Annotated in this window: 21 protein-coding genes; 10 read left to right on the forward strand and 11 right to left on the reverse strand. The window is 44.6% G+C overall.

Annotated elements, in window-relative coordinates; genetic code table 11:
• Nucleotides 1-8 precede the first annotated feature (8 nt).
• A complete protein-coding gene (locus QMA41_RS07525) occupies nucleotides 9-1,631 on the forward strand; it encodes an ABC transporter ATP-binding protein (RefSeq protein ID WP_043010172.1) in 1,623 nt (540 codons plus the stop codon).
• Between the two features lie 74 nt (nucleotides 1,632-1,705).
• Here the strand turns inward: QMA41_RS07525 and QMA41_RS07530 are convergent, their stop codons facing one another.
• Nucleotides 1,706-2,317 (reverse strand): outer membrane beta-barrel protein, encoded by a 612-nt coding sequence (locus QMA41_RS07530; protein WP_281629275.1) that lies wholly within the window; start codon nucleotides 2,315-2,317, stop codon nucleotides 1,706-1,708.
• A 269-nt stretch (nucleotides 2,318-2,586) separates the two neighbouring features.
• On the opposite strand from QMA41_RS07530, the gene QMA41_RS07535 reads away from it, so the two are divergent.
• Together QMA41_RS07535 and QMA41_RS07540 are read left to right on the forward strand one after the other, a co-directional pair.
• Entirely contained in the window at nucleotides 2,587-3,447 is an 861-nt protein-coding gene (locus QMA41_RS07535; RefSeq protein WP_281629276.1) for a winged helix-turn-helix domain-containing protein, read from the forward strand.
• Nucleotides 3,423-3,908: a hypothetical protein gene (locus QMA41_RS07540; protein ID WP_281629277.1), complete on the forward strand. Its 486-nt coding sequence runs from the start codon at nucleotides 3,423-3,425 to the stop codon at nucleotides 3,906-3,908. The genes QMA41_RS07535 and QMA41_RS07540 overlap by 25 nt, the downstream gene beginning before the upstream one ends.
• Nucleotides 3,909-3,921: 13 nt before the next feature.
• Here QMA41_RS07540 and QMA41_RS07545 read toward each other — a convergent pair whose 3' ends face one another.
• Nucleotides 3,922-4,821, reverse strand: coding sequence for a LysR family transcriptional regulator (locus QMA41_RS07545; protein WP_281629278.1), 900 nt, complete (start codon nucleotides 4,819-4,821; stop codon nucleotides 3,922-3,924).
• 167 nt (nucleotides 4,822-4,988) lie between these two features.
• Here QMA41_RS07545 and QMA41_RS07550 point away from each other — a divergent pair, with 167 nt between their 5' ends.
• From QMA41_RS07550 to QMA41_RS07570, 5 genes are all read left to right on the forward strand, one after another.
• Nucleotides 4,989-6,680 carry an L-lactate permease gene (locus QMA41_RS07550; protein WP_281629279.1) on the forward strand — a complete coding sequence of 564 codons (1,692 nt, stop codon included), beginning with the start codon at nucleotides 4,989-4,991 and terminating at the stop codon, nucleotides 6,678-6,680.
• 141 nt (nucleotides 6,681-6,821) lie between these two features.
• Nucleotides 6,822-7,961 (forward strand): FMN-dependent L-lactate dehydrogenase LldD, encoded by a 1,140-nt coding sequence (gene lldD, locus QMA41_RS07555; protein WP_064486423.1) that lies wholly within the window; start codon nucleotides 6,822-6,824, stop codon nucleotides 7,959-7,961.
• A gap of 208 nt (nucleotides 7,962-8,169) precedes the next feature.
• Nucleotides 8,170-8,958 carry a PhzF family phenazine biosynthesis protein gene (locus QMA41_RS07560; protein ID WP_281629280.1) on the forward strand — a complete coding sequence of 263 codons (789 nt, stop codon included), beginning with the start codon at nucleotides 8,170-8,172 and terminating at the stop codon, nucleotides 8,956-8,958.
• 169 nt (nucleotides 8,959-9,127) lie between these two features.
• Nucleotides 9,128-9,889 (forward strand): hypothetical protein, encoded by a 762-nt coding sequence (locus tag QMA41_RS07565; protein ID WP_281629281.1) that lies wholly within the window; start codon nucleotides 9,128-9,130, stop codon nucleotides 9,887-9,889.
• Nucleotides 9,890-10,070: 181 nt separating this feature from the next.
• Entirely contained in the window at nucleotides 10,071-10,688 is a 618-nt protein-coding gene (locus QMA41_RS07570; protein ID WP_281629282.1) for a triacylglycerol lipase, read from the forward strand.
• Between the two features lie 147 nt (nucleotides 10,689-10,835).
• On the opposite strand, the gene choV is transcribed toward QMA41_RS07570, so the two are convergent.
• Genes choV through betI form a run of 6 tightly spaced genes read right to left on the reverse strand, consistent with a single transcriptional unit; the run spans nucleotide 10,836 to nucleotide 17,681 of the window.
• A complete protein-coding gene (choV, locus tag QMA41_RS07575; protein WP_281629283.1) occupies nucleotides 10,836-12,023 on the reverse strand; it encodes a choline ABC transporter ATP-binding protein in 1,188 nt (395 codons plus the stop codon).
• A gap of 2 nt (nucleotides 12,024-12,025) precedes the next feature.
• The gene (gene choW, locus QMA41_RS07580; RefSeq protein ID WP_006961210.1) at nucleotides 12,026-12,868 is read right to left on the reverse strand and encodes a choline ABC transporter permease subunit; all 843 of its coding nucleotides are present in this window, start codon (nucleotides 12,866-12,868) and stop codon (nucleotides 12,026-12,028) included.
• 48 nt (nucleotides 12,869-12,916) lie between these two features.
• Complete coding sequence (locus QMA41_RS07585; protein ID WP_019274370.1) at nucleotides 12,917-13,855, reverse strand: choline ABC transporter substrate-binding protein; 939 nt, start codon at nucleotides 13,853-13,855, stop codon at nucleotides 12,917-12,919.
• Between the two features lie 28 nt (nucleotides 13,856-13,883).
• Entirely contained in the window at nucleotides 13,884-15,584 is a 1,701-nt protein-coding gene (betA, locus tag QMA41_RS07590; protein WP_281629284.1) for a choline dehydrogenase, read from the reverse strand.
• A gap of 19 nt (nucleotides 15,585-15,603) precedes the next feature.
• Nucleotides 15,604-17,064, reverse strand: a complete 1,461-nt coding sequence (gene betB / locus QMA41_RS07595; RefSeq protein ID WP_281629285.1) for a betaine-aldehyde dehydrogenase — start codon at nucleotides 17,062-17,064, stop codon at nucleotides 15,604-15,606.
• A gap of 20 nt (nucleotides 17,065-17,084) precedes the next feature.
• Nucleotides 17,085-17,681 carry a transcriptional regulator BetI gene (gene betI, locus QMA41_RS07600; RefSeq protein WP_006961215.1) on the reverse strand — a complete coding sequence of 199 codons (597 nt, stop codon included), beginning with the start codon at nucleotides 17,679-17,681 and terminating at the stop codon, nucleotides 17,085-17,087.
• A 468-nt stretch (nucleotides 17,682-18,149) separates the two neighbouring features.
• On the opposite strand from betI, the gene QMA41_RS07605 reads away from it, so the two are divergent.
• Nucleotides 18,150-18,854, forward strand: a complete 705-nt coding sequence (locus tag QMA41_RS07605; protein ID WP_281629286.1) for a transporter substrate-binding domain-containing protein — start codon at nucleotides 18,150-18,152, stop codon at nucleotides 18,852-18,854.
• Between the two features lie 15 nt (nucleotides 18,855-18,869).
• On the opposite strand, the gene QMA41_RS07610 is transcribed toward QMA41_RS07605, so the two are convergent.
• Nucleotides 18,870-20,066 carry a hypothetical protein gene (locus QMA41_RS07610; protein ID WP_040121739.1) on the reverse strand — a complete coding sequence of 399 codons (1,197 nt, stop codon included), beginning with the start codon at nucleotides 20,064-20,066 and terminating at the stop codon, nucleotides 18,870-18,872.
• A 348-nt stretch (nucleotides 20,067-20,414) separates the two neighbouring features.
• On the opposite strand from QMA41_RS07610, the gene QMA41_RS07615 reads away from it, so the two are divergent.
• A complete protein-coding gene (locus QMA41_RS07615) occupies nucleotides 20,415-22,367 on the forward strand; it encodes a S8 family serine peptidase (RefSeq protein ID WP_281629287.1) in 1,953 nt (650 codons plus the stop codon).
• Nucleotides 22,368-22,510: 143 nt separating this feature from the next.
• Here the strand turns inward: QMA41_RS07615 and QMA41_RS07620 are convergent, their stop codons facing one another.
• On the reverse strand, nucleotides 22,511-23,845 hold the full coding sequence (locus QMA41_RS07620; RefSeq protein ID WP_281629288.1) for a hypothetical protein: 1,335 nt from the start codon (nucleotides 23,843-23,845) through the stop codon (nucleotides 22,511-22,513).
• A 152-nt stretch (nucleotides 23,846-23,997) separates the two neighbouring features.
• Complete coding sequence (locus QMA41_RS07625) at nucleotides 23,998-25,044, reverse strand: GMP reductase (RefSeq protein WP_040121740.1); 1,047 nt, start codon at nucleotides 25,042-25,044, stop codon at nucleotides 23,998-24,000.
• Between the last annotated feature and the right edge of the window lie 308 nt (nucleotides 25,045-25,352).

Below are 25,352 nucleotides of genomic sequence, written 5' to 3' on the forward strand. Positions count from 1 at the left end.
GAATGCAAATGTCACAGATGCCAATTTTAGAGGTTAAAAACCTTTCGGTCAGCTTTACAACAAACGACGGTATTGTAGACGCGGTAAAGGATGTTAACTTCGAACTCTTTCAGGGTGAAACGCTCGCTATCGTAGGAGAGTCCGGTAGTGGTAAGTCCGTTTCGACTAACGCTCTGATGCAGTTACTACCAAATAATGCCATTGTTCACTCCCAGTCCAGCATCATCTTTGAGGGTGAGCAACTGGTCGATAAACCTGAAAAAGATATGCAGTCCATTCGTGGCGACCGCATTGGTATGATTTTTCAGGAACCGATGACTTCTCTCAACCCATTTATGCGAGTCGGCATTCAGGTGGCAGAAGCCATCATGTGTCATCGCCCAGTATCGCGTTCTCAAGCGAAACAAAAAGTGCTTGAGCTGTTTAATCTGGTTCATCTTCCAAACCCGGAGCAAGCGTACACCAAGTACCCACACGAATTCTCAGGCGGTCAGTTGCAACGTATTATGATTGCGATGGCACTGATCAACGAACCTGACATTCTTATTGCTGACGAACCGACTACTGCACTTGATGTAACAGTACAAGCAGAAGTACTGAATCTGATCAAAGAGATTCAGGCTAAAATGGGCATGGCCATTCTGTTCATTACGCACGACTTAGGGGTCGTAAAACACCTTGCTGATCGCGTTATTGTTATGTGTAAAGGCGATGTAGTTGAGGAAGGCCAGTGTCAGGCATTGTTTAGAAACCCTCAGCATGATTACACAAAAATGCTGATCAACTCGATTCCGAAAGGCAGTAAAGATCCGGTAGAGGATGGCGCTCCGCCATTACTTAAAGCTGATAATATTCGAGTCAAGTTCCTGATAAAGTCTCATTTTATTCAGAGTAAAAATGAGTACTTTGAAGCGGTTAAAGGCATTTCACTTGAGCTTAAACAAGGCGAGACCTTAGGTATTGTCGGTGAGTCTGGCTCAGGAAAATCGACGCTCGGCCGTGCGCTTATCGGCCTACTGCCTTGTTCGGGTGGGATTGAGTTCAAAGGTCAGGATGTGAAGGCGCTAAGTGAGAAAGAACGCTTTGGGCTTAAAAAAGACATTCAGATGGTTTTCCAAGACCCTTATGGTTCTCTCTCCCCGCGTATGACAGTCGGTGACATCATTACTGAAGGTCTAACAGTGCATCAGCCTCAGATGGGCCGTGCTGAACGTATGCAGCGCGCTCGCAAAGCATTGGAAGAAGTGAGACTGGATCCTCACTCAATCAACCGTTACCCACATGAGTTCTCTGGTGGTCAACGTCAGCGTATCGCAATTGCTCGCGCTTTGATTCTAGAACCTTCATTTATTCTGCTGGATGAACCTACGTCTGCACTCGACCGCTCTGTACAGTTGACCGTTATCGACCTGCTAAAAGATATTCAGAAAAAGCACAACATCGGCTTCCTGTTCATCAGTCATGACTTGAGCGTAGTGAAAGCACTTTCTGATCGCGTATTAGTGATGCAAAAAGGCGAAGTAATGGAAGAAGGTACGGCCGATGAAATCTTCCACTCGCCGAAGAACGACTATACTAAGATGCTTATTGATGCGTCTTTCGATTTAGACGAAGAGATCGTCGCAGCTTAATAAGTATAAACACATTGGTTTGGCCGCCAATCAAAGCCGATGCAAGGATGCATCGGCTTTTTTATTTTGAATATTTAGAAGTTGTAACTCGCGGATGCATAAAAACTACCGACAGTTTGGTTATACGTCTTACCGGCAGCTTTTAGAGCAAAGAGATCAGCCTCATATGCAGCGCGAATGGAAAGCCCTGCTAGCTGAGGTACAAAATATTCGATACCAGCTCCGATTCGAATCGCCACGCCTGCTTCTGAACCACTTTCACCCAAATCAATACTACCCAAACCTGCAGTAGTGAATGGTCTCAAGCCGTTGTCAAATGTGTAACCCAAATTCGTATTAAGCGTGAATGAAGATAAGTCAAGTTCATGGGTTAGCGCGGACTGTGGAGTCTTGAACTTAATAGGAGCATATTTAGTATATTGGGCTTCTAGACCGACGATTCGATTATACATATAACCAGCAATCAGCTTGTAGGTCTGACCATCCGTGTCATTACTTGTAGTTATTGAGGAGTTACCAGGTGTATCAGACAAGTATTTCTGCATATCTTCTGTGTAACCATCGTCCGAAAAGCTAGTCGAACCGACACCTGCTCCAAAATAAAACCCTTTAAAATCCTGAGCAAGAACACCTTGAGCAGAAGTGAAAGAGGAGAAGATAATTGTTGCTAAAATTAGTTTTTTCATAGTTTTCTTTTCATGTGTTGACAAGAGGCTCCTACTGTAAGCAAGCAAAAAACATAAAAATAAATAGCGACCAAAGATTTTCCTCATAACTGCTCACACCATAAATATGATTTAATTCACATGTTTTTTATGTAATTGTTTTTGTTGCAAATATTTTTGTGTAATTATTTTTATAAATACAAGCATTGATTTTATAAGTTCAATTTATAAACTGATCCGCTTTTGGTAAGAATCACTCGCCGTGTAGAGTCAATGCTTAAGTTGTAGAAATGAACATAGTCACAATATCCAATTTGCAATTGGACACTTCGTCACGGACGCTCAGTAATCAAAATGGTCAATCTATTGAACTGCGCCCTTTAACATTCAGCGTTTTTAACCTGCTAATTGAAAACCATGGAACACCGGTCAAAAGAGAGAAGATTTACGAAGAGTGTTGGTCTGGCCGTATCGTCACCGATCAAGCGCTTACAAACGTAATCTCGGAATTAAGAAGGGTCTTGATTTCACTAAAAGCGACAAACATAGAGGTCAAAACAGTGAGCAAGGTAGGCTATTATTTGAGCTTACCAGAATCTAACGCGCCGGCTTTTTACGAACCTCCCACTTATCCGCTGGAGACCGAGGTGTTTGAACTGCCTAGTGTTACCAAAGGCAGTTCACCTCAGAGGAACCTATTTGAGATTTTTAGATCCGCAAATCACTTCAAGGTGATTCTATTTGCCATTATTTCTACTGTGCTTTTTATAACTATCTTTAACACATTCCAATCATCTCAAAAGCCGAATTTTATCAATAAAAACAACTACTCTAAATTCGAGATTAGCCACCTAAGCCTCTACTTTAGTGATGTCAGCGGAGAGAATTTTGATATCAGCAAAGTGATAAAGAATTTAGATACTCGCAACTTTGGGAACGTTAAACAATGTAGTATCAGCATTTACATAAGAGTTTATCGCTCGTTATATGATGAAAGCCGACTTGCTTCAAAAATGTTTGTGTTTACAAAAGCTCCAAAAGAGAGCCAAACCTATCACCATTTGAACGCAACTGCAGACTCTATAGCCGAGGTTTTAAACAGTATAACGATTAGTAGGAAAAACCAATGCAACTTGTTGTCATATCAATAGTCTTGATTGCTTCACTCGCAATCTCGGTACTGATCAAAACACAGCAAGCTGATAGCGTTTTCAATAGTACACGTTGGATATGTACAGAACGAAAAAGCCATTTTTTACGCGGTTCGTTTCGTCAATACTCCGAGATTGATGAGACACATACTTTATTATTTACCTCCGATGATATGATGACCCAATATCACTCAGGTCAAATACATATCCATGGAGAAAAACCTCGCTCTTTCGAGGTCAATTATACAACTCACTACAGCCTATCTGGTAATAGACTCAGGATGCTGTACGACAAAATCATGTGGGCTAATAAACCAAGCGGCGTAGACGTTTTTGTGAACAGCATAAACAGGTTAGAGGGGATGTCCATAGACATTAATTACTATATTGAGGGCAGCTATCTTTATCTTTTCAATAACACACAAAGTGAAGACAGCAACTTTGTGTGTCATGCTGCTTAAGCTGATCAAGTGGTTAGAAATAGTGTGAAATAGCCAGATAACGCGCCCGAATGTGTTCGATCAGTAGTTTAACTTTATTGGGTGGTTGACGAGTAAACGGGTACACCGCGTAAATCCCTAACCTTTTACCGACCAATTCAGGAAACAGATCCACCAGCTGACCATTACGAATATCGTGGTAAACCAAGCATCGCGGTACATACGCAATCCCATGTCCCCCCAATGCCGCTTTCCTCAATGCCGTCGCATTGTCGGTCGAGAACGAGCCAGAGACCTTCACAATATAGTTGCCCGATTTTGACTTAAACTCCCACTCAGAGGCACCTGTTGTTTGATAGGCGTATTGCAGGCAGTTGTGAGTGACAAGGTCTTCAGGTTTAATCGGTTTTCCGTTGCGTGCGATGTAAGAAGGTGATGCACAGACCACCCACTGAGAATCAAGAATATGACGAGCAATCAGGCTTGAATCTTCAAGATACCCCGTGCGAATCACTAAGTCATAACCGCCCTCGACTAAGTCGACAAAGCGATTATCGAGGGACATGTCAACCGTTAAGCCTGGATGTAAGTTGCAAAACTCCGCCACTGCATCAGCCAAAATTAGGTCACCAGAGATTGAAGGAACCGACATTTTGATGTGGCCGCTGATATTCTCACCGAACCCGGATACCGCATCCATTGCTTCCTGAGCGGCTTGCTTCACATTTTTCGCGCCGTGGGTCAGCGCCTTGCCAGCCTCAGTTAACGTCAATTTACGCGTAGTTCGATATAATAGTTGAACGCCAATTTCTTCTTCTAATCGAGCAATTCTTTTGCTAACTACCGAATTTGTAAGGTCATTTATCTCTGCCACCTTACTAAAACTACCCAGTTCTACGACCTGAGAAAACAAGATTATATCGTCCGCACGCATACCATTATGTCATTTTTGGAATTAATTATTTTCATTATTTCCCTATATCAATAAAAAAGAAAGGGGTAAATTCACCTCGAATTAACACAAATATCACAATTATAAAATCCAAGAGATTCTAGAGAATCCTGATTTGTAAAAGTAAAAGCCTGTACGAGGATGTACCAATGAGTGAAACTTTACTGGCCTTAGTGGCCTTTTCGCCGATAGTTGTTGCGGCTATATTATTAGTCGGTCTCAACTGGCCAGCTAAACGCGCAATGCCTGTCGCTTTCGGATTGACGGTTGTTATTGCCCTATTCTTCTGGGATATGTCTACTACCCGAGTTCTTGCCTCTATTTTCCAAGGATTAGGCATCACTGTCTCTGTTCTATGGATTGTTTTCGGCGCCATTTTCCTGCTCAACACGCTGAAGCATACTGGTGCGATCTCAACCATCCGCAATGGATTTACCAATATCTCGCCAGACCGTCGAGTTCAGGCGATCATCATCGCTTGGTGTTTTGGCTCATTCATTGAAGGCGCCTCTGGTTTCGGTACCCCAGCTGCCATTGCTGCTCCGCTTCTGGTCGCGATTGGCTTCCCTGCTCTTGCTGCCGTTCTAATGGGCATGATGATTCAGTCTACACCCGTGTCTTTCGGTGCTGTAGGAACCCCGATCATTGTCGGCGTGAACAAAGGCTTAGACACACACAACATTACTGAAGCGCTTGTGGCTAACGGTTCAAACTGGGACGCATACCTTCAGCAGATAACGTCCAGCGTTGCGCTAATCCACGCTTCTGTGGGTACTCTGATTCCTGTACTGATGGCGATGATGCTAACGCGCTTCTTTGGCAAGAACAGAAGCTGGACAGAAGGCCTAGACATTCTTCCATTTGCCATTTTCGCAGGCCTTGCTTTTACTATTCCGTACGCATTAACGGGTGTGTTCTTGGGCGCAGAATTCCCATCACTTATCGGTGGTCTGGCTGGCTTAGCGATCGTGGTTTCTGCTGCTAAGCGTGGCTTCCTTGTTCCTAAATCAACGTGGGATTTTGAAGACGAGAAGAAATGGCCTGCTGAATGGTTAGGCTCTCTTAAGATTGATCTGGCGGATTCTAAAGACAAGCCGATGAGCATGGTTATGGCGTGGCTGCCATACGTGCTTCTAGCTGTCGTCCTAGTAGCAAGTCGCGTCAGCGCTGAGTTCAAAGCCATGCTGCGTAGTGTAAGTTTGTCGTTTGGCAACATTCTTGGTGAAGCTGGTATCAGTACTGCTATCCAACCTTTATATCTGCCTGGTGGCATCTTAGTGTTTGTCGCTTTGATTGCAGTACTTCTTCAAGCACGCAGTGCTACCCCATTGACGAAAGCGTTTGGTGAATCGAGTAAGACACTGATTGGTGCAGGCTTCGTACTTGTGTTTACCATCCCAATGGTACGTATCTTTATCAACTCTGGAATCAACGGTGCTGATTTAGCAAGTATGCCTGTTACTACCGCAAACTTCGCTGCAGGTTTAGTGGGTGAAGCGTTCCCAGCACTCAGTGCCACAGTTGGGGCTTTGGGTGCATTCATCGCGGGCTCAAACACCGTCTCTAACATGATGTTTAGCCAGTTCCAGTTTGAAGTTGCTCAGACGCTATCTATTTCAAGTGCAGTCGTCGTCGCTCTTCAAGCCGTTGGTGCGGCAGCAGGTAACATGATTGCGATTCATAACGTTGTAGCGGCTTCAGCAACCGTCGGCCTTCTGGGTCGTGAAGGTGCGACGCTGCGCAAGACCGTTATCCCAACGTTCTACTATCTTGTAGTGACTGGCGTTATTGGTCTGGTTGCCATTTATGGTATCCAAATTACCGATGCTCTAATGAAGTAAACCTTTTCGCGTTAATACCTGTCCATGACAAGACTGGACACTAGTGTCGAATAATTGCGGGTATTAACGCCTTTTTAATCTAATAAAGATGTCGTTCCAGCCTTATCTAGGCCCCCAATATGTAAATGTAGGACTGAATTTATGATCATCTCAGCTTCAACAGACTACCGCAAAGCGGCTAAATCTAAACTTCCGCCGTTCTTATTCCACTATATTGATGGTGGTTCTTATGGAGAGCACACGTTAAGACGCAATACCGAAGATCTCGCAGATATTGCCCTCAAACAACGTGTTCTCAAAAACATGTCTGATCTGAATCTGGAAACCGAAATCTTTGGTGAAAAATTCGCTCTACCTATTGCTCTGTCTCCAGTTGGTCTAACTGGCATGTACGCGAGACGTGGTGAAGTGCAGGCCGCCATTGCTGCAGAAAACAAAGGCATCCCATTTACGATGTCGACAGTGTCCGTCTGCCCTATTGAAGAAGTCACACCAGAGCTCGCAAGACCCATGTGGTTTCAGCTCTACGTTTTGAAAGACCGCGGGTTCATGAAAAACGTACTTGAACGCGCGAAAGCAGCCGGAGTCACAACGCTCGTTTTTACGGTTGATATGCCAGTGCCGGGGGCTCGCTATCGTGACATGCATTCTGGTATGAGCGGACCAAATGCCGCAATGCGCCGAGTCTTTCAAGCAATGCGTCATCCTTCTTGGGCATTTGATGTCGGTCTGTTTGGTAAGCCGCACGATCTAGGCAACATTTCAACCTACCGCGGTGAGCCAACAAAACTCGAAGACTACATTGGCTGGTTAGGTGAAAACTTTGACCCTTCCATCTCATGGAAAGACCTAGAGTGGATTCGTGACTTCTGGGACGGTCCCATGGTCATCAAAGGAATTCTAGATGAGCAGGACGCAAAAGATGCCGTTAAATTTGGCGCTGATGGCATTGTAGTTTCCAACCATGGCGGTCGCCAGTTAGATGGAGTTATGTCATCTGCTAAAGCATTGCCAAGTATTGCTGATGCCGTAAAAGGTGATCTGAAGATCTTTGTTGATTCTGGTATTCGCACTGGCCTTGATGTAGTCCGAATGCTCGCCTTGGGTGCAGATTGCGCCATGCTAGGCCGTTCTTACATCTATGCACTCGCAGCACAAGGGCAAGCAGGTGTAGAAAACCTTCTCGATCTGTACGAAAAGGAGATGCGTGTTGCCATGACACTCACTGGCGCGAAAAATATTCAAGAACTGACTAGGGAATCTCTGGTTAACTTCAAATAACAACTTGGGCAGCACATTCATCATGCTGTGCTGCCTAACTTTCTCCCTTCCTAATTCTTACGTCCATCCCAGTTCCTATTAACAGCATGTAACAAAAGTATTATCCTTTGCGAAGACACTCCCACTCACGGTGTGTAAACCATTACAAATGATCATTCATGGGAATATAGTTTAAATAATACATACATAAAAATGATTGGAGAGAAGTATGGAACTGGAGATGTTCACCTGCGATGCATTTACAACTCAACGCTTTAAAGGGAATTCCGCGGCAGTAGTTCCTCTAGCTGATTGGCTCAGCGATGAAATAATGCAAAACATTGCAGCAGAAAATAATCTTTCTGAAACTGCTTTTGTTAAACCCACAGGTGCTAACCGGTATGAGATTCGCTGGTTTTCTCCCGTCGCAGAGGTCGACTTTTGTGGCCACGCGACACTCGCCACCTCGTATGTGCTTTATCAATTTTTCGCTCTGAATGGAAAAATCGAGTTTGAAACAAGACATGTAGGCTCACTAGAAGTTGAAAAAGACCTGTCTGGGCGAATATTAATGACATTCCCAAATCGGAAGCCATTCGAATCTGAAGTACCGCCGGAAGTGATGGAAGCACTTTCTATTCAACCAAGCCAAGTACTAAAAAGCCCACAGGCCTATTTCGCTTTCTATGAGAGTGAGCAAGATATCATTGAGGTTCAGGTTCGCCGTGAATATTTAGAAAAGCTGGCACCTTATGACTTGGTGATTTCAGCCAAAAGCCAACAGTATGATTTTATCTCTCGCTACTTTTGGCCCGATGTTGGTGATTGTGAAGATCCCGTCACGGGTTCCATTCATGCCGGACTGGCTCCCTACTGGGCTGAGCAACTTGGCAAATCCAATCTCGTGGCCTATCAAGCTTCAAAACGAGGTGGAACACTCTATTGCCATGTACAAGACGAGTCTGTAATTGTGTCCGGCGACGCCGTCCTTTACTCGAAAAGCAAAATCTATATTTAATCCAAGTACTTTCAGGGTAGGCAACTATTGCCTACCCTACTAAAGCTTACTTCCTGCATGTAAAAGAAACATCTCGACACACAATAGAACACTGTTCATAACCGTTCTCTGACATTTCGTAGATAGTCTGTCTTAATCATTTTGAACGATGTTTTTTAAGGCAAATATTATGAATACATTTTTGAAGACCTCACTGGCTGCGGCAATTTCTCTACCTCTTTTAGCTGGTTGTGTCACCCCGGGCGAAGATGATCCAAACGCGCTCACAAAACAAGGAGCTGCTGGCGGTGCGCTTCTTGGTTTAACACTTGGGGCTTTAACTGGTGACGCTGAACTCGCAATGAAAGGCGCGGTGGCCGGAGGGGTCGCCGGTGGCGTTACTGGTGCATCAGCCGACATTCAAAACAACCGCGAAGGGATTCGTTCAGAAAGCAGGGATCAAGCCATTGCTAATATAGCCAACGGGAACAACGACAGCAGCAAAACACAAAATTGGGAGCAGTTGGATAACTTTGTTGGAAACTGGAATGTAAACATCCAAAACCATCATCAGGAGCTTTCTGGTCTAGAGCCAATTAATGCAGAGGGAAAACTCGCAAGAACCACTCAAGCCGATGTGACCTTAGTTAATGAACAAGGCATCAACTTTACCGCGGAGTTCTCTTTCAATCCGGAATCAGGCTACCAGTTAAACCTAGTTAACAACGCAAAATCCGTCGCGGTCAATTTTGCGGGAGAGTTTCAACCACAAGCAAACCGTTACAACTTCTATCCGACCAATGTAAATGACGTTATTTACGAGGGGATGAATTCGGCAGACATTCATGTTGAGCTTGGCTTCGCCGGAAACAATATCTGGACTATCGACAGCTACGCATTCATCGATGGTCAGCAAACCAAATTACAGACTTTCCGTTTCACTCGCACTTAATCAGGCGATCTAATCATTTGCCGCTAAACACCACGTTGTCGATTTAGCGGCTTATCACTGAGTACTCTCTCTAAATCACTGCACGATTATTGTCAGCTGAGCATCATATATCCAATCTGTCGCTGGCTTACATTGAGCAGAGTTGGCAAAATAAAACATAGATTTTGTAGTGAGGAATCCGATGAAAATAATCATTCTTCATGGTCTGTACATGCACGGAATCGCGATGCAGCCACTTAGCCAAAAGCTGCGTTCTTATGGCTATAACACTCAAACCATTAGCTACAACAGTGTGTCTATTGATGAGCATAAAGTTTTCAGCACCATAGACTCAGCACTCTCTCACACCGAGCCTAACGTTTTGGTCGGCCATAGCCTTGGTGGCCTGATAATCAAACATTACCTTGCCTCTCGGCGACCAGACGAAAAACAAATTTCACACGTTGTTGCCGTTGGCTCACCTTTGCGGGGTGCATCGATTGTTAGTCGTATTCAAGATTTAGGGATCGGGGCCGTCTTGGGTAACGCAGCAGACTTTGGACTGGAAGAACACGACGACGTCTGGCGCTTCCCACAAAAGCTGGGCAGCATTGCTGGTACTATGGCCGTAGGAGCCAGAGCCTTGTTAATGATGGGGAATCAGACATTATCGGATGGAACGGTGACGGTTGAAGAAACCACGATAGACGGCATGACCGATCATATTGAAGTTCATAGTGCTCACACGAGTATGATCTACACCTCTTTCGTGCCAAAACAAATTGATCAGTTTATTCGCACGGATCTGTTCAGCCACTGAGGTTTAGCTCTAATGGCTAAGCTCAGATAACTTAGCCATTATTTATTCGTTTGAGTGTTCGCTGAACGGTACAGTTAACTAAGAGAAGAGCGGTAAGTTCATCACCGTGATTTGTGCGTTGTTCACCTACTTTTCTCTACTGCACCGTTACGCTGCTTGTGGCTTATAATGCTTTCCCAACAAGCCTGCGTAAAAATCGCTGTCGTCTAGCACGCCAATTAGCTCACCATTCTCAACTAACAAAATTGGCTGACCACTTCGCTGTTTTAATTTGATCGCCTCGCGCATACCGATGTCTGGGCTAGCGATCACCACAGATTCTTTATCGATGTCGCTCAGTTCTATCTCATCATCGCGCCAATCAACCAATTTAAGGTCGGCTTTGTTGTCTAGATGCAGTTGGTTATTACGTTCTTCAACCCAGACTTTCTTCATCGGACAGATCTGCCATCTCGCGTCTTCCTGTTCTAACTCACTCGCGGGTTGCATCAGAGAACGACCTTTTAGCACGTTAAGCGGGTTCGTGTGAGAGACAAAGTCTTTAACATAGTCGTTTTCTGGAGATAGCACGATTTGCTCGGGCTTACCGTGCTGAATCAGTTTTCCCGATTCCATAATGGCAATGTTGTTGCCAATTTTAAGTGCTTCGTCGAGATCATGGCTGACAAACAGAATCGTCTTATTGAGCTTTTTCTGCAACTGGATAAGCTCATCTTGCAATTGCGCACGAATCAATGGGTCTAGCGCTGAAAACGGCTCGTCCATTAAGAGAATATCGGTGTCCATGGCGAACGCTCTTGCTAAGCCAACACGCTGCTGCATACCACCAGATAACTCATGCGGATACTTGTGCTCCCAGTCTGAAAGCTCGACCATTTCCAGCTGCTCACGTGCTTTCGCTCGTCGTTCAGCTTTTGGCATTCCTTGCATTTCAAGACCAAATGCAACGTTGTCGAGCACGGTCAGCCATGGCATTAAGGCAAACTTCTGGAATACCATAGATACTCTATGAGTGCGCAGGTGTCTTAACGTTTCTTCATTGCAAGAAGAGAGCTCGACCTGATTATCGCCATCCTTGATTTGTAACGAGCCGCGGCTGATAGAGTTCAAGCCATTCACCGCCCTAAGTAGGCTTGATTTACCTGAACCAGATAAACCCATTAACACACAGATTTCGCCTTCTTTAACGCTCATGGTGACGTTATCGACACCCACGACTTGCCCTGTTTGATCGATAATTTCCTGACGTGCTTTTCCTTCATCCAGTAGAGATAAGGCCTTCTGCGGCTGATCACCAAATACAACATCAAGGTTCTGAATCTTAATCGCATCCATGATTACACTTCCTTCTGATTTGGAGATTTACACAAGCGATCTAGGATGATCGCAACCAGCACAATAGCGAGACCGGCTTCAAAGCCCTGAGAAATATTCACTGTATTCAAAGCACGAACAACGGGTTTACCCAGACCATCTGCCCCGACTAGAGCAGCAATCACCACCATAGAAAGCGACAACATAATACATTGGGTGATACCCGCCATAATACTTGGTAGCGCCGCAGGTAGTTCCACCTTGAATAACAGTTTCATTTTGCTGGCACCAAATGCCTGCCCTGCTTCGATCAACTCTTCCGGCACTTTGGTAATCCCCAGATAAGTCAGGCGGATAGGCGCAGCGATCGCAAAAATGATGGTCGAAATTAGCCCAGGAACGATGCCCAAACCAAACAACACCAAAGTAGGTATCAGGTACACAAAAGTAGGAACGGTTTGCATCAAGTCCAATATTGGCCTCAATAAGGTATATAACCACGGACGATGTGCTGCCATTACGCCAACTGGAACGCCAATTAATACGGAAATCGTTGTCGCAGCAAATACTAAGACAAAGGTTTCCAGCATTTCTTGCCAGTAGCCAAGGTTCAGAATCGTTAAAAGTGCACCGATAATAAACAGCACTAAAGGAATGCTGCGATGTAGATACCAAGCAATAGCCGCGGTAAGAAGAATAGGCAACGCCGGTGGCATCCATTTAAAAATATCGACAACAAAAAGAATGATGGTTTCCAGAAAATAAGAAACAGAGTCGAAAAAGCCTGCTGCATTCATTGTCAGCCAGTCGACGCCCGTTTCCATCCATTCACCCACAGGGATTTTGTTGTTGGTAATAAAATTCACAATAAAACCTTACGTTGTTAGGTGGGCGAAAACGCCCACCTAGTCACTTTATGCATTTGATTTGACGTAGTTGTTTACAGCTTCAACTGCATCACTACCAGAAAGAGTCTTCACACCCTTAAGCCAAGATTTCACTTGCTCTGGGTTCGCTTGCAGCCACTTTAGAGCCGCTTTTGATGGTTTGACGTTTTGGTTAAGGATCGCTTCCATCAACTCGTTCTCCATCTCTAGGCTAAATTCTAGATTCTGAAGCAGCTGACCCACGTTTTGACATTCATTTAGATAGTTAGAACGTACGTTGGTGTATACATTCGCACCACCGTAGTTCGGGCCGAAGAAGTCATCGCCACCGTCTAGGTATTCCATATCAACATTGCTGTTCATTGGGTGTGGGGCCCAACCGAGATAAACAATCCACTGGTTGCGACGAGCCGCTCGTGATACCTGCGAAACCATACCCGCCTCACTAGACTCAACGAGGCTGAAATCTTTAAGGCCAAACGCATCACTATCAATCATTGACTGAATCAGGCGGTTGCCATCATTACCAGGTTCAATGCCGTAAATACGATCTTTAAATTTGTCGGCATTTTTTGCTATGTCAGCAAAGCTTTTTACGCCCGCGTCATAAACATATTTAGGTACGGCTAACGTGTATTTCGCACCTTCAAGGTTTGCTCGAACTGTCTCTACTGTTCCTGCTTCACGGTATTTAGCGATATCTCCCTCCATGGTTGGCATCCAGTTGCCAAGGAAGATATCGATATCACCGTTTGCCATTGATGAGTAAGTGACGGGTACAGACAACAAATCTGTTTTCGTTTTGTAACCCATGCCTTTAAGTAGTTCGCTGGTTACTGCTGTTGTAGCGGTAATATCAGTCCAGCCTACGTCCGCAAATCGAACGGTTTCACACTGGTTGGCATATGCCGCTGTTGCCATCGTACTAAGAGCGATAGTCGACAGCGTTTTTGTCATCATAGACATAATAATTTCCTTATAATATTTGCTGACTTTACGAGATAGACGACACGTCTCTTTTCGGTGTCTTGGTTCTCTGTTTTTTTTCCCAGTCCGGAGCAATCCATACTGGTAATTCTTTCCCTTCAATCAGAGGCTTACCCAATATCAAATCAGCAGCACGTTCCGCGACCATGATGGTCGGTGCGTTGAGGTTGCCATTTGGAATCGTTGGGAAGATAGAAGAGTCCACAACTCGCAGTCCTTCGATACCACGGACTCGACATTGCTCATCCAATACCGACATCGGGTCATCTTCTGCTCCCATCTTACAACTGCATGATGGGTGGTAGGCACTTTCCACATTTTGTTTCACCCACTCATCAATCGCCTCATCAGAAACTATGGTTTCACCCGGCTGGATTTCATTACCGCGATAGGCGTCCATGGCAGGTTGAGAAAGGATTTCACGGGTCAGACGAATACAGTCACGCCAGTCCTGGCGGTCTTGCTCCGTTGAAATGTAGTTAAACTCGATCTTTGGTTTGTCACTTGGATTAGCAGAGGTGATAGCTACACTTCCGCGGCTCTGTGGTTTGTTCGGACCTACATGAACCTGAAAGCCATGACCATCAAACGCCGCCTGACCATCGTAGCGCATCGCCGCTGGCAGGAAGTGATATTGAATGTTCGGCCACTTCAGTCCTTTGCGAGAACGGATAAATGCGCATGACTCAAAATGGTTAGTTGCGCCTAAGCCTTTACGGGTCAGGATCCACTCTGCACCGATCATCCCCTTGCTTACGAGACCTAGTTTACTGTTGAGCGTAATCGGTTTTTCACAGTGGTACTGGAAGTACACCTCAAGGTGATCTTGAAGATTCTCACCTACTCCCGGTAAATCATGCTTTACTTCGACACCGGCATTTTTGAGCACTGATTCAGGTCCAATGCCAGACAATTGCAACAGTTGAACTGAGCCGATTGAGCCTGCACTCGATACCACCTCCTTATTGGCATAACTCTTGACGACTTTTCCAGAGCGTTCGAACTCTACGCCAATCGCTTTTTTGCCATCCAGTAACACCTTGTGGGCGACAACACCTTTAATCAGTGTCAGGTTAGAACGTTTCAGTGCGCGCCTTAAGTAGGCGTTAGAGGTGGAAGCACGGACACCTTTATCCACCGTCATGTGCATAGCGCCAAAACCTTCCTGCTGATAACCATTGTAATCCGCAGTTTCCGGATAACCCGCTTCTTTACCCGCTTCAATAAAGGCTTGGTACAGTGGATTTAGCTTCATGTCGTTACCATTACAGGTTCCGACCGGACCGTTTCCTCCACGATACTCATCTTCACCACCATTCCATGATTCAGCGCGTCGGAAATAAGGTAAGCAAGACTGGTAGTTCCAACCTTTTGCTCCTTGTTCTTCCCACTCGTCAAAATCACAGGCATGTCCACGGACATAAACCATTCCGTTGATCGAAGAGCTGCCACCCAGCACTTTACCTCGAGGGCAATGTAGCTTGCGCCCATCCAAGCCCTCTTCAGCGATGGTCTCAAATTGCCACGCGTACTTTTCTGTATTCATCGGGTAAGACAGTGCGGTCGGCATTTGGATGAAAATACTTTTGTCCGTGCCACCAGCTTCAAGCAGAAGCACTTGATACTCGCCACTTTCAGACAACCGGTCAGCCAGCACACAACCAGCCGAACCTGCACCAACGATGATATAATCGTAGCGTTGCTCCATTTTCTATCTCCGTTGCTGCTTAAGCGTAAGGGCTGGCGTAATCGCCAAGTTCAATTAGGACACTCTTTGTCTGAGTGTAATGGCGAAGCGTTTCCGGTCCATTTTCACGGCCGATACCGGAATGCTTATAGCCACCTACCGGCATTTCAGCTGGAGAGTCACCCCAAGTGTTAACCCAGCAAATACCCGCTTGCAATTGGTGAATCACTCGGTGCGCGCGAGACAGGTCTTGTGTAAATACACCGGCAGCTAAGCCATAAGAGGTATCGTTAGCTCGCTCAATCACATCCGATTCCTCTGAGAATTTCAGAACAGACATAACGGGGCCAAAAATTTCATTTTGAACGTGTGACATGTCATCGGTGCAATCAGTGAATACCGTCGGAATAACAAAGTTGCCATTCTCCAACCCATTGTCTTTGACTTGATAACCGCCCGTCAGTAGCGTCGCGCCGCTTTGTTTAGCTTCTTCAATAGCCCCTAAGACTTTGCCCAGATGCTTTTTGGAGATCAGGGCACCAATTTGGGTGTCCATATCCATTGGGTTACCCACAATAAGCTTTTCAGTTCGTTCTTTTAACTGACTAACGAACGCATCGTAAATCGCTTCATGAACGTAAACACGTGTGCCATGGGTGCACACTTCACCTTGGGTATAGAAGTTTGCAACCATCGCAGCAGAAACCGCATTGTCGAGCTTGGCATCATCAAAGATCACCATTGGAGATTTGCCGCCGAGCTCCATCGTGACTTGTTTCAGTGTCTTGGCACTATCCGACATAACCAGTTTGCCTGTGCCCGATTCGCCCGTGAATGAGACTTTTGCAATCTCTGGGTGCGCCGTTAGCATTTGTCCGACACGGTGATCTCCCTGCACAACGTTAAACACACCATCAGGTAGACCTGCTTCAGAGAAAATTTCCGCTAGTTTTAAAGCAGTCAGCGGTGTTTCTTCCGACGGTTTAAAGATCATGGCATTACCTGCTGCCAAAGCTGGCGCCGATTTCCACATTGCAATCTGGATTGGGTAGTTCCATGCACCGATGCCAGCACAAATGCCTAGTGGCTCACGGCGTGTATAGAAAAACTGATTCTCACTCAGCGGTTGCTGCTCACCCTGCATTCCAGGTACCAGACCAGCAAAGTATTCGATAACATCGGCACCTGTAACGATATCCACTTCAATCGCTTCCTGAAGCGGCTTACCTGTATCAGCCACTTCCAAGGCAGCCAACTCATCATTGCGCTCACGCAAGATTGCAACAGCTTTAAGCAGAATGCGGCTTCGCTCCATTGGAGTCATTGCAGACCAAACTTTAAAGCCTTGCTTGGCTGATTCGATCGCACGCTCTAAGTCTTGAGGGCTCGCCTGACCAATAGTAGCCAGCGGCTCGCCATTGGCAGGGTTGTAAGTTGTAAAGCTTTCACCCGATGTTGCGTTACATGCGCTGCCATCGATGTATAGTGATTTCATATCCATTTGATAATTCTGACTTTTTGTTATTTTTGAGAATAGAAAGTAAGTTGTTTGTCCAGATAATCATTGATGATCAATCTGGCTTTATCGGCATCTATGCCATCTGGGTTCATTGTCCCGCGAAGCCATATCCCATCGATCAAGGCAGCGATACCATGAGCAATAATTTCCGCCTGATCCTTTTCAAACAGCGCTTTCAACTCAATTCTCAAGTGAGAGAGAAGTCGCTTTTCATTGACGCGTTGAAGGCGTTTGAGCTCAGGTTCGTGAACAGAATAGGACCAGAATGCTAGCCATGTTTTGGCCACTTTGTTTTCAGCTTGATAGCCAACAAAGTTGCCATCAATGATGGCGTTAATACGCTGTTGATGGGCATGTTTTGGTAGCTTACTTAAACGCTCAGTCACGGTAGTGGAAAGCTGGCGAAGTACCTCTCTCATGGTTTCATGAAGTAAACCCTGCTTTCCGCCAAAGTAGTGATTAACAATGCCCGTCGATACACCTGCTTCTTTGCTAATTAGCGAAATACTCGCAGCATGCAAGCCGACTTTGTCGATCACTGCCATGGTGGCTTGAACCAGTTGAGGCTTCCTGATATCTGGCATCCCTACCTTAGGCATTACCGTATTTCCTTTTTTAATTGAACGTTCAATTAAATATAAAATGCCTGAAAATTAATTAGTACTCAAACTATTTTTCACAAAACCGATACATTAAACCTAAATTTTAGAGAATTTTGATTAATAATTCGATCAATCAATTTAGTCAAAACCAATCAATCCACAAAGCAGAAAATACATCCGACCCGCAGAGCAGTCCACAATTAAAGTAATAAATATCAATTAGATAAGATACAACCAAATGCTTAAACACTTAAGCACAAGGCTTTATATAAACGCACAAACATCACTCACCCAACGCTATGGCTTTTGCTATTCTCCAATTTATTATTTAGAGCACTAAAGATAAGAATTCTTTCGTTCTGTAAAAATCAAGCTGGTGAAATAGGCATCAACTTGAAACTAGTCAATCAACGCTTTATTGACTATTTTAAGAACAGTTTACTCATTACGTGGGGCTGAAAAGGTATGAGGTTGTTTTTACTGGCTTTTGTTCCATTTCTTGCACAGGGTTCCTTAATCACCGTAAAAGGGACACAAGACGTATGGCCACCTTACTTTCAAGAAGCGCCAGACACAGGAAAGGCGCAGCTAATTCTGATTGATATTTTTGAACATTCAGGTTTTCAACTCGACATTAAGCTGCAACCTTGGAATCGAGCTTTGAAGAGCGAGCGAACAATGGAGAACGACGTCATTTTGGGCGCGTGGAGAACAAGAGAAAGAGAGCGCTTTCTTTATTTCAGCCAACCTTACTACTGGAATGAAATAGTGGTACTGAGTCGACATGAAAGCCCACTGCAGTATAGCAGTCATAAAAGTTTAACTGAGCTCACCATTGGTGTTCAGAGAGGCTACCGATACAGTGACGATTTTGAACAACTTACCAATTTCAAAAAGTATGAAGTCAGCAGTGCAGAAGAAGGCATCGAAAAGCTGATAAAGCAACGCGTTGACGCCATATTAGTCGACAAAAACGTGCTGACCTACACATTAGAAAAGGCTCGGGTAAACCGCGACCTTTTCCATATCAGCACGATTCATTTCAGTTGTATTCCTTTACATGTTGCGACAAGCAAAGAAAATAGCGCAGCCAAAAAGCACATAGATAAAATCAACATCACGCTATCAGAAAGACAGGTGACAAGCCCCTGTATACAAGCGAATCGTTGACTCAGCGCAAGCGGCTTAATCTGACACTAAACTTCGTTGAATGTGAGAAGGCAATCTTCCAGAGTTATAGCGCCAATGGATCGCACCTAGTACAGAGACATCATAATATCTAGCGACCCAAGCTTTCCCTTTGATACTGTGTAGGAACGAGGTTGGTAACACTTCGACGTATGAGCCAGGGTTGTAATTTACAATCCCGGCCTTTTGGGCAATGGCCATAGACTCGTGAAAACTGTGCATCCCGCCTCCAATTAGATAGCCAACAATCGCCAGCATGTATTGTTTACATAGTTCAGTATTCCAAGTGTGCAAACCACCAAACGCGCACGCTGCTTGAAGCAATGTACCTGTTGTTCCCGAAATACCTGCCCCAAATAAGAGGTTACGAACATCAACATCATCATAGAAGCTATCCGCGGTAGCATGGGCTTCTCTATTAGGGTCTCGCTCAAACATATCGACACCTCGGTTGCGGCTCTGGGTAACGGTTCCGACAATATCCTGACTCGACGCAGGAACAATTCCCCCTACTGTGCTTGCTGGTGCTGCTGATCCAGGTTTTTTACGACGGCCACGATAGCGGCTGTCATCAAACCAAGCTTCTCGAACTTTGTTAGCTAACACCGCGTATTTGACTTCTTCAGGCCCTTTGAGTTTTGGCAGAATTTTACGCCCAACCGCATCATGAATCGCGAGCTTTTGCTCCAGCGTTCCACTATCTAGTGCTAGGATCAGTTTTTCCCAAATAACCGAGGCAGAAATATCTTTGGCTTTTTCCTCACTGATTCGGCCAAATCCCATTCTTCCACCAGTAAAGAAATAATGACCAATCTGTGCTTTGACCATTTCAGTGACACCCTCAGAATCATTACGTTTATGAGCCTGAAGATACTGCTTAATACCAGTTGAAACCTTATTCACCGCTTCTTCTGTATACTCTGCAACATTGAGCGCCATTACACCAAGAACCGACTGTGCTTCTGCACGGCGTGCCTGACTTATATTCGTGTCATAAGGTTTTAATCGGAATTTTCCCTTACCCGCGTTGAAGCCGGTGTGTTCACCTGTTTTGGCATAAACGACTTTAGAGTCTAATGTTACTCCCCACGGTACATAAGATTCCTCTCGACTGCGTGGAAGCCGACCGTCCAGAGTCGTCTTTTTTATGTATCCACCTTCGCTATCGAAGTCTCGTACTAAAAATTCATACATGCTTTTTATTACTCCACTCTGGCATATCAATTTACCAATATACGAGTAGACCTTGCCGACTGCCAAATGATTTCAGTCTTAAATCAATGATGAGAGATGCATTCAATAATTGGTTGAATTATTCGTGCTACTTACAGAGGCAACTATAGCTATGAGCTTACACCCACCCTGAAAACCATAATAAAATTATAAAGTTAATAATTATCACTCGGTATTTTGGGTATAGACTCACACCTCCTCTCTTCTTGACATCACTCTGTCAAAACTTCAGCGCAGGCCGATAGGAAACTTGGCAACATTGCATATGGAACTCCATACCCAAAAACAATTGTTGTATAAGGACATAAAATGATAAAACACACTGCGTTGTTCGCAGCTATGTTGGTCGCAGGCTATGTTGCGCCAACTCATGCAGAAACCGCACAAGTTGAAGCGTTGGCACCCCAATCTTGGGTCGTGACTGGATTTGTTTTCAAAAATGATGCATCTGAAAATGACATTCAGAACGTTGAATCAAAATTGAATCACCAAGCTACTGTCTTGAATCATTTAAAAGGTTTTAAAAATTATACTGACCATGCTCTTCTCTATACCCGCTACCAAGCGGCGGGCTACACATTTTTGGTGGGTCCGTTTCCTTCTGATTTTTCTTACATTAAGAGCTTCCAAAAACAAAATGCTAGCCTAGGACTTATTGAACCGATAAAAGCAGGTGAGGAAGAGCTCGATATTAATGTGGAATCAGTCCTATTGTCTCGTTCAGAAACACAACCCGGCGATGCCTATATCAACAGCTTCTGGGAGCACGGAATTACTGGTACTGGTTACACTGCGGCTGTGCTCGACAGTGGCACCGATCTTGAGCACCCTGCATTTGTTGATAAAAATGTGTTGGTGATGGGGAGTGAAGGAATTAACGGAGAAGATTATAACTGGCCAATGAAAAGAGAATGGCTGAAAACAGCAGGCAGTCGACATCTAAGGAGTACGCACGGCACAGCTGTAGCTGGCGCAATGGCAGGGAATTCTTCAATCAGCCCTCATGACGGTATCGCCAAAGACGCTGATGTTATTAGTGGCTATGCGGGTTCAGCCTCAGATACCCTCTTGCCAGGTGGGGATGGCGAGTTCGCACAAATACTTAGGGAGCTAAAATCCGCTAATCTGACCATGTCGAGTTTATCCTACTTGGCAAACTACGATGCTGTATCACTTAATTACAGCTTTGGTAATGGACGGATACTCACTCCTGTAGAACAAAGCTCACTAAACCAATGGCAAACGTGGTCTTTCTGGGCAAGATACTTCGATGCGGTCAGTTACGAAAATGATTTTCTACTTTCAAAATCTGCCGGTAATGATGGTTCAAAGTACCCCGATGGTAGTAGTGCTGAAGAGCCACAACCTTATTCCATTAGTAAACCCGGAGATAACTATAACGGCTTAACAGTAGCTAACGTAGACACCACCCTAATAGATGGCCCAACTGAAAAGACGACAGATAGAAACCAACATTCAATACGTGCAACAAGCAGCCGAGGGCCAACTACTGATGGTAGGCGTAAACCAGATATCGCCGCTCCGGGTCATGACACTCGAACCGCAGCGCCAGATCCCAACGCATACACTTATGAAGGGCCTTACAAAGACCGATTTGTAGAGGACGAATACAAAGAATATGACGAAGATACAATTACACGACTTGCTACAGGAACAAGTCTCGCGTCTCCGCACGTTGCTGGCGCCGCGGTACTTGTAAGACAAGCACTAGAAGAGTCAAACAACCACCAATACCAAAAACTCTCTCCTTTGGTAAAAGCCGTGCTGATCAACAGTGCAGATAACAACTCACGCAATGTGTTATCTGAAGATTTCCCTCAGTACTGTGATTCTAATGGCAACTGGTGCCCTTCTCGCGGCTGGGGTTACATGGATTTGACTCAAGCATACAGCGAGTACGAGAACACCAAACAATTTGAGCTGCGCCCGTGGTCTAGATCGAAGTCGTATCGAGTAGCCAGCAATGACAAGAACTTTAAGGCAACTCTGGTCTGGGAACACAAAAATTTCGATGATGCCAGTAAGTTGCTCTCTGTCGATATGACTCTATATAAGGACAACAGCAGATATGAGATACAGTCAGACCGCAGCGAAGGGATTCACAATGTCTTACAGGTCCAAACGAAGCGCCGAACAGATCTCTGCATCCAAATTGAAGCTAGCGAAAGTGGAACATTCACTCCCTACACAATGTCATTAGCATCAAATACAAGGTTGATACCTGTCCGGTCATGTGACTAGATCTCGTGGGTTATTTAAAACAGACAAAATGCCGAGCGTAAAGCTCGGTATTTTTCTTTATAACTAGCTACTCACCTGATACGCGGATAGCACTATTCTGATGTTCTCCATATATCAAGTACAGAAACAAGCCAGAAGGGTGTTTAATTGATGTATGGCAAACAGATTTCAGGAATGATTGGTTCAGCAGGCTCACCAATGATGTAGTAATGCATGCCAGATGTTTCTCCTTCCAGCAATGGCGCACCGTATCCAGTCCAAAAAACACCGTTGCCATTGCCGTATACAACTGGATGAACCGTCTGAGAAGTCGGAGCCCCCGTCACTTGAGATATACTAGGTTGAATCATTTTATTGTTAACACGATCGAAATACACTACCTGGTAGTTAGAGTTACTTCCAACAGATAGGTAATCATCATTTCTAGTGGTGAAAGCTATGCTTTCTGCATCATTAGAAATAGAAGGAGTGGCGATATTTTGAATTAGCTTTCCGTTAACATCCGTTACATATTCATAGGTTTGAGCACTAATGTTATACACCACAAGGTAACTGGTGAATTCCTCATAGTGACTGTACTCTGGCTCACTTGGACGTCGTGCAGTGTAGATAACGTGTTTGCCATCTGCACTTATGCTAAATGCATATTGGTTGCTGCCAGCAAATGCATGGTTTTCTTTTCTAGAGTGAGATATCTTCGTGTGTTTATCTTTGACACTATCGTAGATGTAAAGAGCGGTCTCTTTCGATGGGTCTTCGCTGATATTCTCAGCATCCATTTGATCTCGACTAGTTTTATATACGACATAGCGACCATCATCACTAAAGGGGCGTAGATAGCTAAGCCAATTTGTAGCCTCATTGCCATGTATATCTATATTCATTATTTTGGTTGTTTTATCTGTCAGATCAGTAATAGAAAATTTGCCCATATAATCCGATAATATAACTAATCTATCGTTAATCTGATAAGGGGTTCTTGGAGCTGTATTTGCTGTTTCAATTGGTTGATGATTCTCGTCATATTCTGCCGCTTTCATCTCACCCGTTAGACGGTCCCACACGACACTGCGCCACACTGAGCTAACATAATATGTAAAGCCGATGTACCGCCCATTTGGCGATATCGTCGCTTTATTCATATGAACTTTTGGATCAAGAGAAGAAGGCCTACCGATTTTTTCTAGTTCGTAAGTCTCAGTGTTTTTAATAAACCACTCCCTTTCAACCCCATCAGAAACTAGTTCATTTCTATTGGCCTCAAAAATTATGTATTTACTATCACGAGTCATTGCAGCCGAGCGAGGGCGTGAAGCACTAACCAAGCTACTTGTAGCAGGTTTAGAGTTTGAATCGGACATAATCGGATATGGACCATATTCCGGCTCTTCACCTATAGAGTTTAAGTTTGGATCAAACTCAACGGCATGAACCGAGAGCGTAAAAGACGCAAGAAAGGCAAAACATAATATTCGCATAGTACTGGCTCTTTGTTATTGTTTAAGAACTAATATATGCGACCACTCGTAACCAAAATTAAATAACACCTTCGTAATATTGAAATGTTTTCAGGCAATAAAAGAGCCGCGAAATGCGGCTCTTAATATTTCAAATTTTCCGAAGTGTTGAATTACTTCTCTTTACCGAAAACGTTGTTCTCTTGCTCTTGTACGCGGATGAAAGTCGTACGCTTAGTTAGCTCTTTAAGCTTTGCTGCGCCTACGTATGTACAGGTTGAACGCACGCCACCAAGGATGTCTGAGATAGTGCCGTGAACACTGCCACGGAATGGCAATAGTACGGTTTTTCCTTCAGCTGCGCGGTACTTCGCAACACCACCTGAGTGCTTGTCCATAGCAGACTGAGAAGACATGCCGTAGAACTTCATGAATGTCTCGCCATCTTTTTCGATAATTTCACCGCCTGACTCTTCGTGACCAGCCAGCATACCGCCAAGCATAACGAAATCCGCACCGCCACCAAAAGCTTTAGCGACATCACCAGCACAAGAACAGCCACCGTCACCGATAATCATACCGCCTAAACCGTGCGCAGCATCGCCACATTCAATAATTGCTGAAAGCTGAGGGTAACCAACACCAGTTTTAACGCGGGTAGTACACACAGAACCTGGGCCGATACCTACTTTAACGATGTCTGCGCCAGCGAGGATAAGTTCTTCACACATGTCGCCAGTCACAACGTTACCTGCAGAAATTACCTTGTCAGGGAATGCAGCACGTACTTTTTCTACGTACTCGACTAAGTGCTCTGAGTAACCGTTGGCGATATCAATACAGATAAAGATAAGGTCATCACTCAGATCCATGATGTCCTTTGTTTTTTGGAAATCAGCTTCTGAAGTGCCCGTTGAAACAAACACATTGTTCAGTGTGTTCTTGTCTGCTGATTTTACGAATTCAGCCCATTGCTCTACTGTGTAATGTTTATGGATAGCCGTCATTACACCATGTTCAGCTAGCGCTTTCGCCATTGCGAAACTACCTACAGAATCCATGTTTGCTGCAATCACTGGGGTACCAGACCATTGACGACCGCTATGCTTAAATGTAAACTCGCGGGTTAATTCAACTTGAGAACGACTTTTAAGAGTAGAACGCTTCGGGCGAAATAGTACATCTTTAAAGCCTAACTTAAGTTCTTGTTCGATACGCATGATAAATTTTCCTGTAAGCAAATTTACGTGTCGTGCGTTTTCGGTAAACGTTGGCAGACGCTTTACTGAGTTTCGGACACAAAAAAACCGGAGCGTTGGCAGACGCTCCGGTTTTCAGCATTATAGGTCGTGATTTATTTCTCGCAAGACTGATAATTGCATTTTTTTTGTGATACCATTTTGAAATCTTGCAAACCTAATTCCCCACCAAACGCACCAAACTTCAAACAGTTCATAGTAAACAAAGACTTAACTACAATAGCCTCGTTTATCAAAACTAGAAAGCAATCGTTTACCGAAACCGTTAA

Source organism: Vibrio sp. St2, from assembly GCF_947311885.1.
Classification (GTDB): domain Bacteria; phylum Pseudomonadota; class Gammaproteobacteria; order Enterobacterales; family Vibrionaceae; genus Vibrio; species Vibrio coralliilyticus.

Coding starts and splice junctions, on each gene's coding strand:
- QMA41_RS07625 (WP_040121740.1), bottom strand. CDS start 25,044: ATGCGTATCGAACAAGAACTTAAGTTAGGCTTTAAAGATGTACTATTT.
- QMA41_RS07535 (WP_281629276.1), top strand. CDS start 2,587: ATGAACATAGTCACAATATCCAATTTGCAATTGGACACTTCGTCACGG.
- QMA41_RS07525 (WP_043010172.1), top strand. CDS start 9: ATGTCACAGATGCCAATTTTAGAGGTTAAAAACCTTTCGGTCAGCTTT.
- QMA41_RS07540 (WP_281629277.1), top strand. CDS start 3,423: ATGCAACTTGTTGTCATATCAATAGTCTTGATTGCTTCACTCGCAATC.
- QMA41_RS07545 (WP_281629278.1), bottom strand. CDS start 4,821: ATGCGTGCGGACGATATAATCTTGTTTTCTCAGGTCGTAGAACTGGGT.
- QMA41_RS07550 (WP_281629279.1), top strand. CDS start 4,989: ATGAGTGAAACTTTACTGGCCTTAGTGGCCTTTTCGCCGATAGTTGTT.
- QMA41_RS07610 (WP_040121739.1), bottom strand. CDS start 20,066: ATGTATGAATTTTTAGTACGAGACTTCGATAGCGAAGGTGGATACATA.
- betA (WP_281629284.1), bottom strand. CDS start 15,584: ATGGAGCAACGCTACGATTATATCATCGTTGGTGCAGGTTCGGCTGGT.
- betB (WP_281629285.1), bottom strand. CDS start 17,064: ATGGATATGAAATCACTATACATCGATGGCAGCGCATGTAACGCAACA.
- QMA41_RS07620 (WP_281629288.1), bottom strand. CDS start 23,845: ATGCGAATATTATGTTTTGCCTTTCTTGCGTCTTTTACGCTCTCGGTT.
- QMA41_RS07585 (WP_019274370.1), bottom strand. CDS start 13,855: ATGTCTATGATGACAAAAACGCTGTCGACTATCGCTCTTAGTACGATG.
- betI (WP_006961215.1), bottom strand. CDS start 17,681: ATGCCTAAGGTAGGGATGCCAGATATCAGGAAGCCTCAACTGGTTCAA.
- QMA41_RS07530 (WP_281629275.1), bottom strand. CDS start 2,317: ATGAAAAAACTAATTTTAGCAACAATTATCTTCTCCTCTTTCACTTCT.
- QMA41_RS07615 (WP_281629287.1), top strand. CDS start 20,415: ATGATAAAACACACTGCGTTGTTCGCAGCTATGTTGGTCGCAGGCTAT.
- lldD (WP_064486423.1), top strand. CDS start 6,822: ATGATCATCTCAGCTTCAACAGACTACCGCAAAGCGGCTAAATCTAAA.
- QMA41_RS07560 (WP_281629280.1), top strand. CDS start 8,170: ATGGAACTGGAGATGTTCACCTGCGATGCATTTACAACTCAACGCTTT.
- QMA41_RS07565 (WP_281629281.1), top strand. CDS start 9,128: ATGAATACATTTTTGAAGACCTCACTGGCTGCGGCAATTTCTCTACCT.
- QMA41_RS07570 (WP_281629282.1), top strand. CDS start 10,071: ATGAAAATAATCATTCTTCATGGTCTGTACATGCACGGAATCGCGATG.
- choV (WP_281629283.1), bottom strand. CDS start 12,023: ATGGATGCGATTAAGATTCAGAACCTTGATGTTGTATTTGGTGATCAG.
- QMA41_RS07605 (WP_281629286.1), top strand. CDS start 18,150: ATGAGGTTGTTTTTACTGGCTTTTGTTCCATTTCTTGCACAGGGTTCC.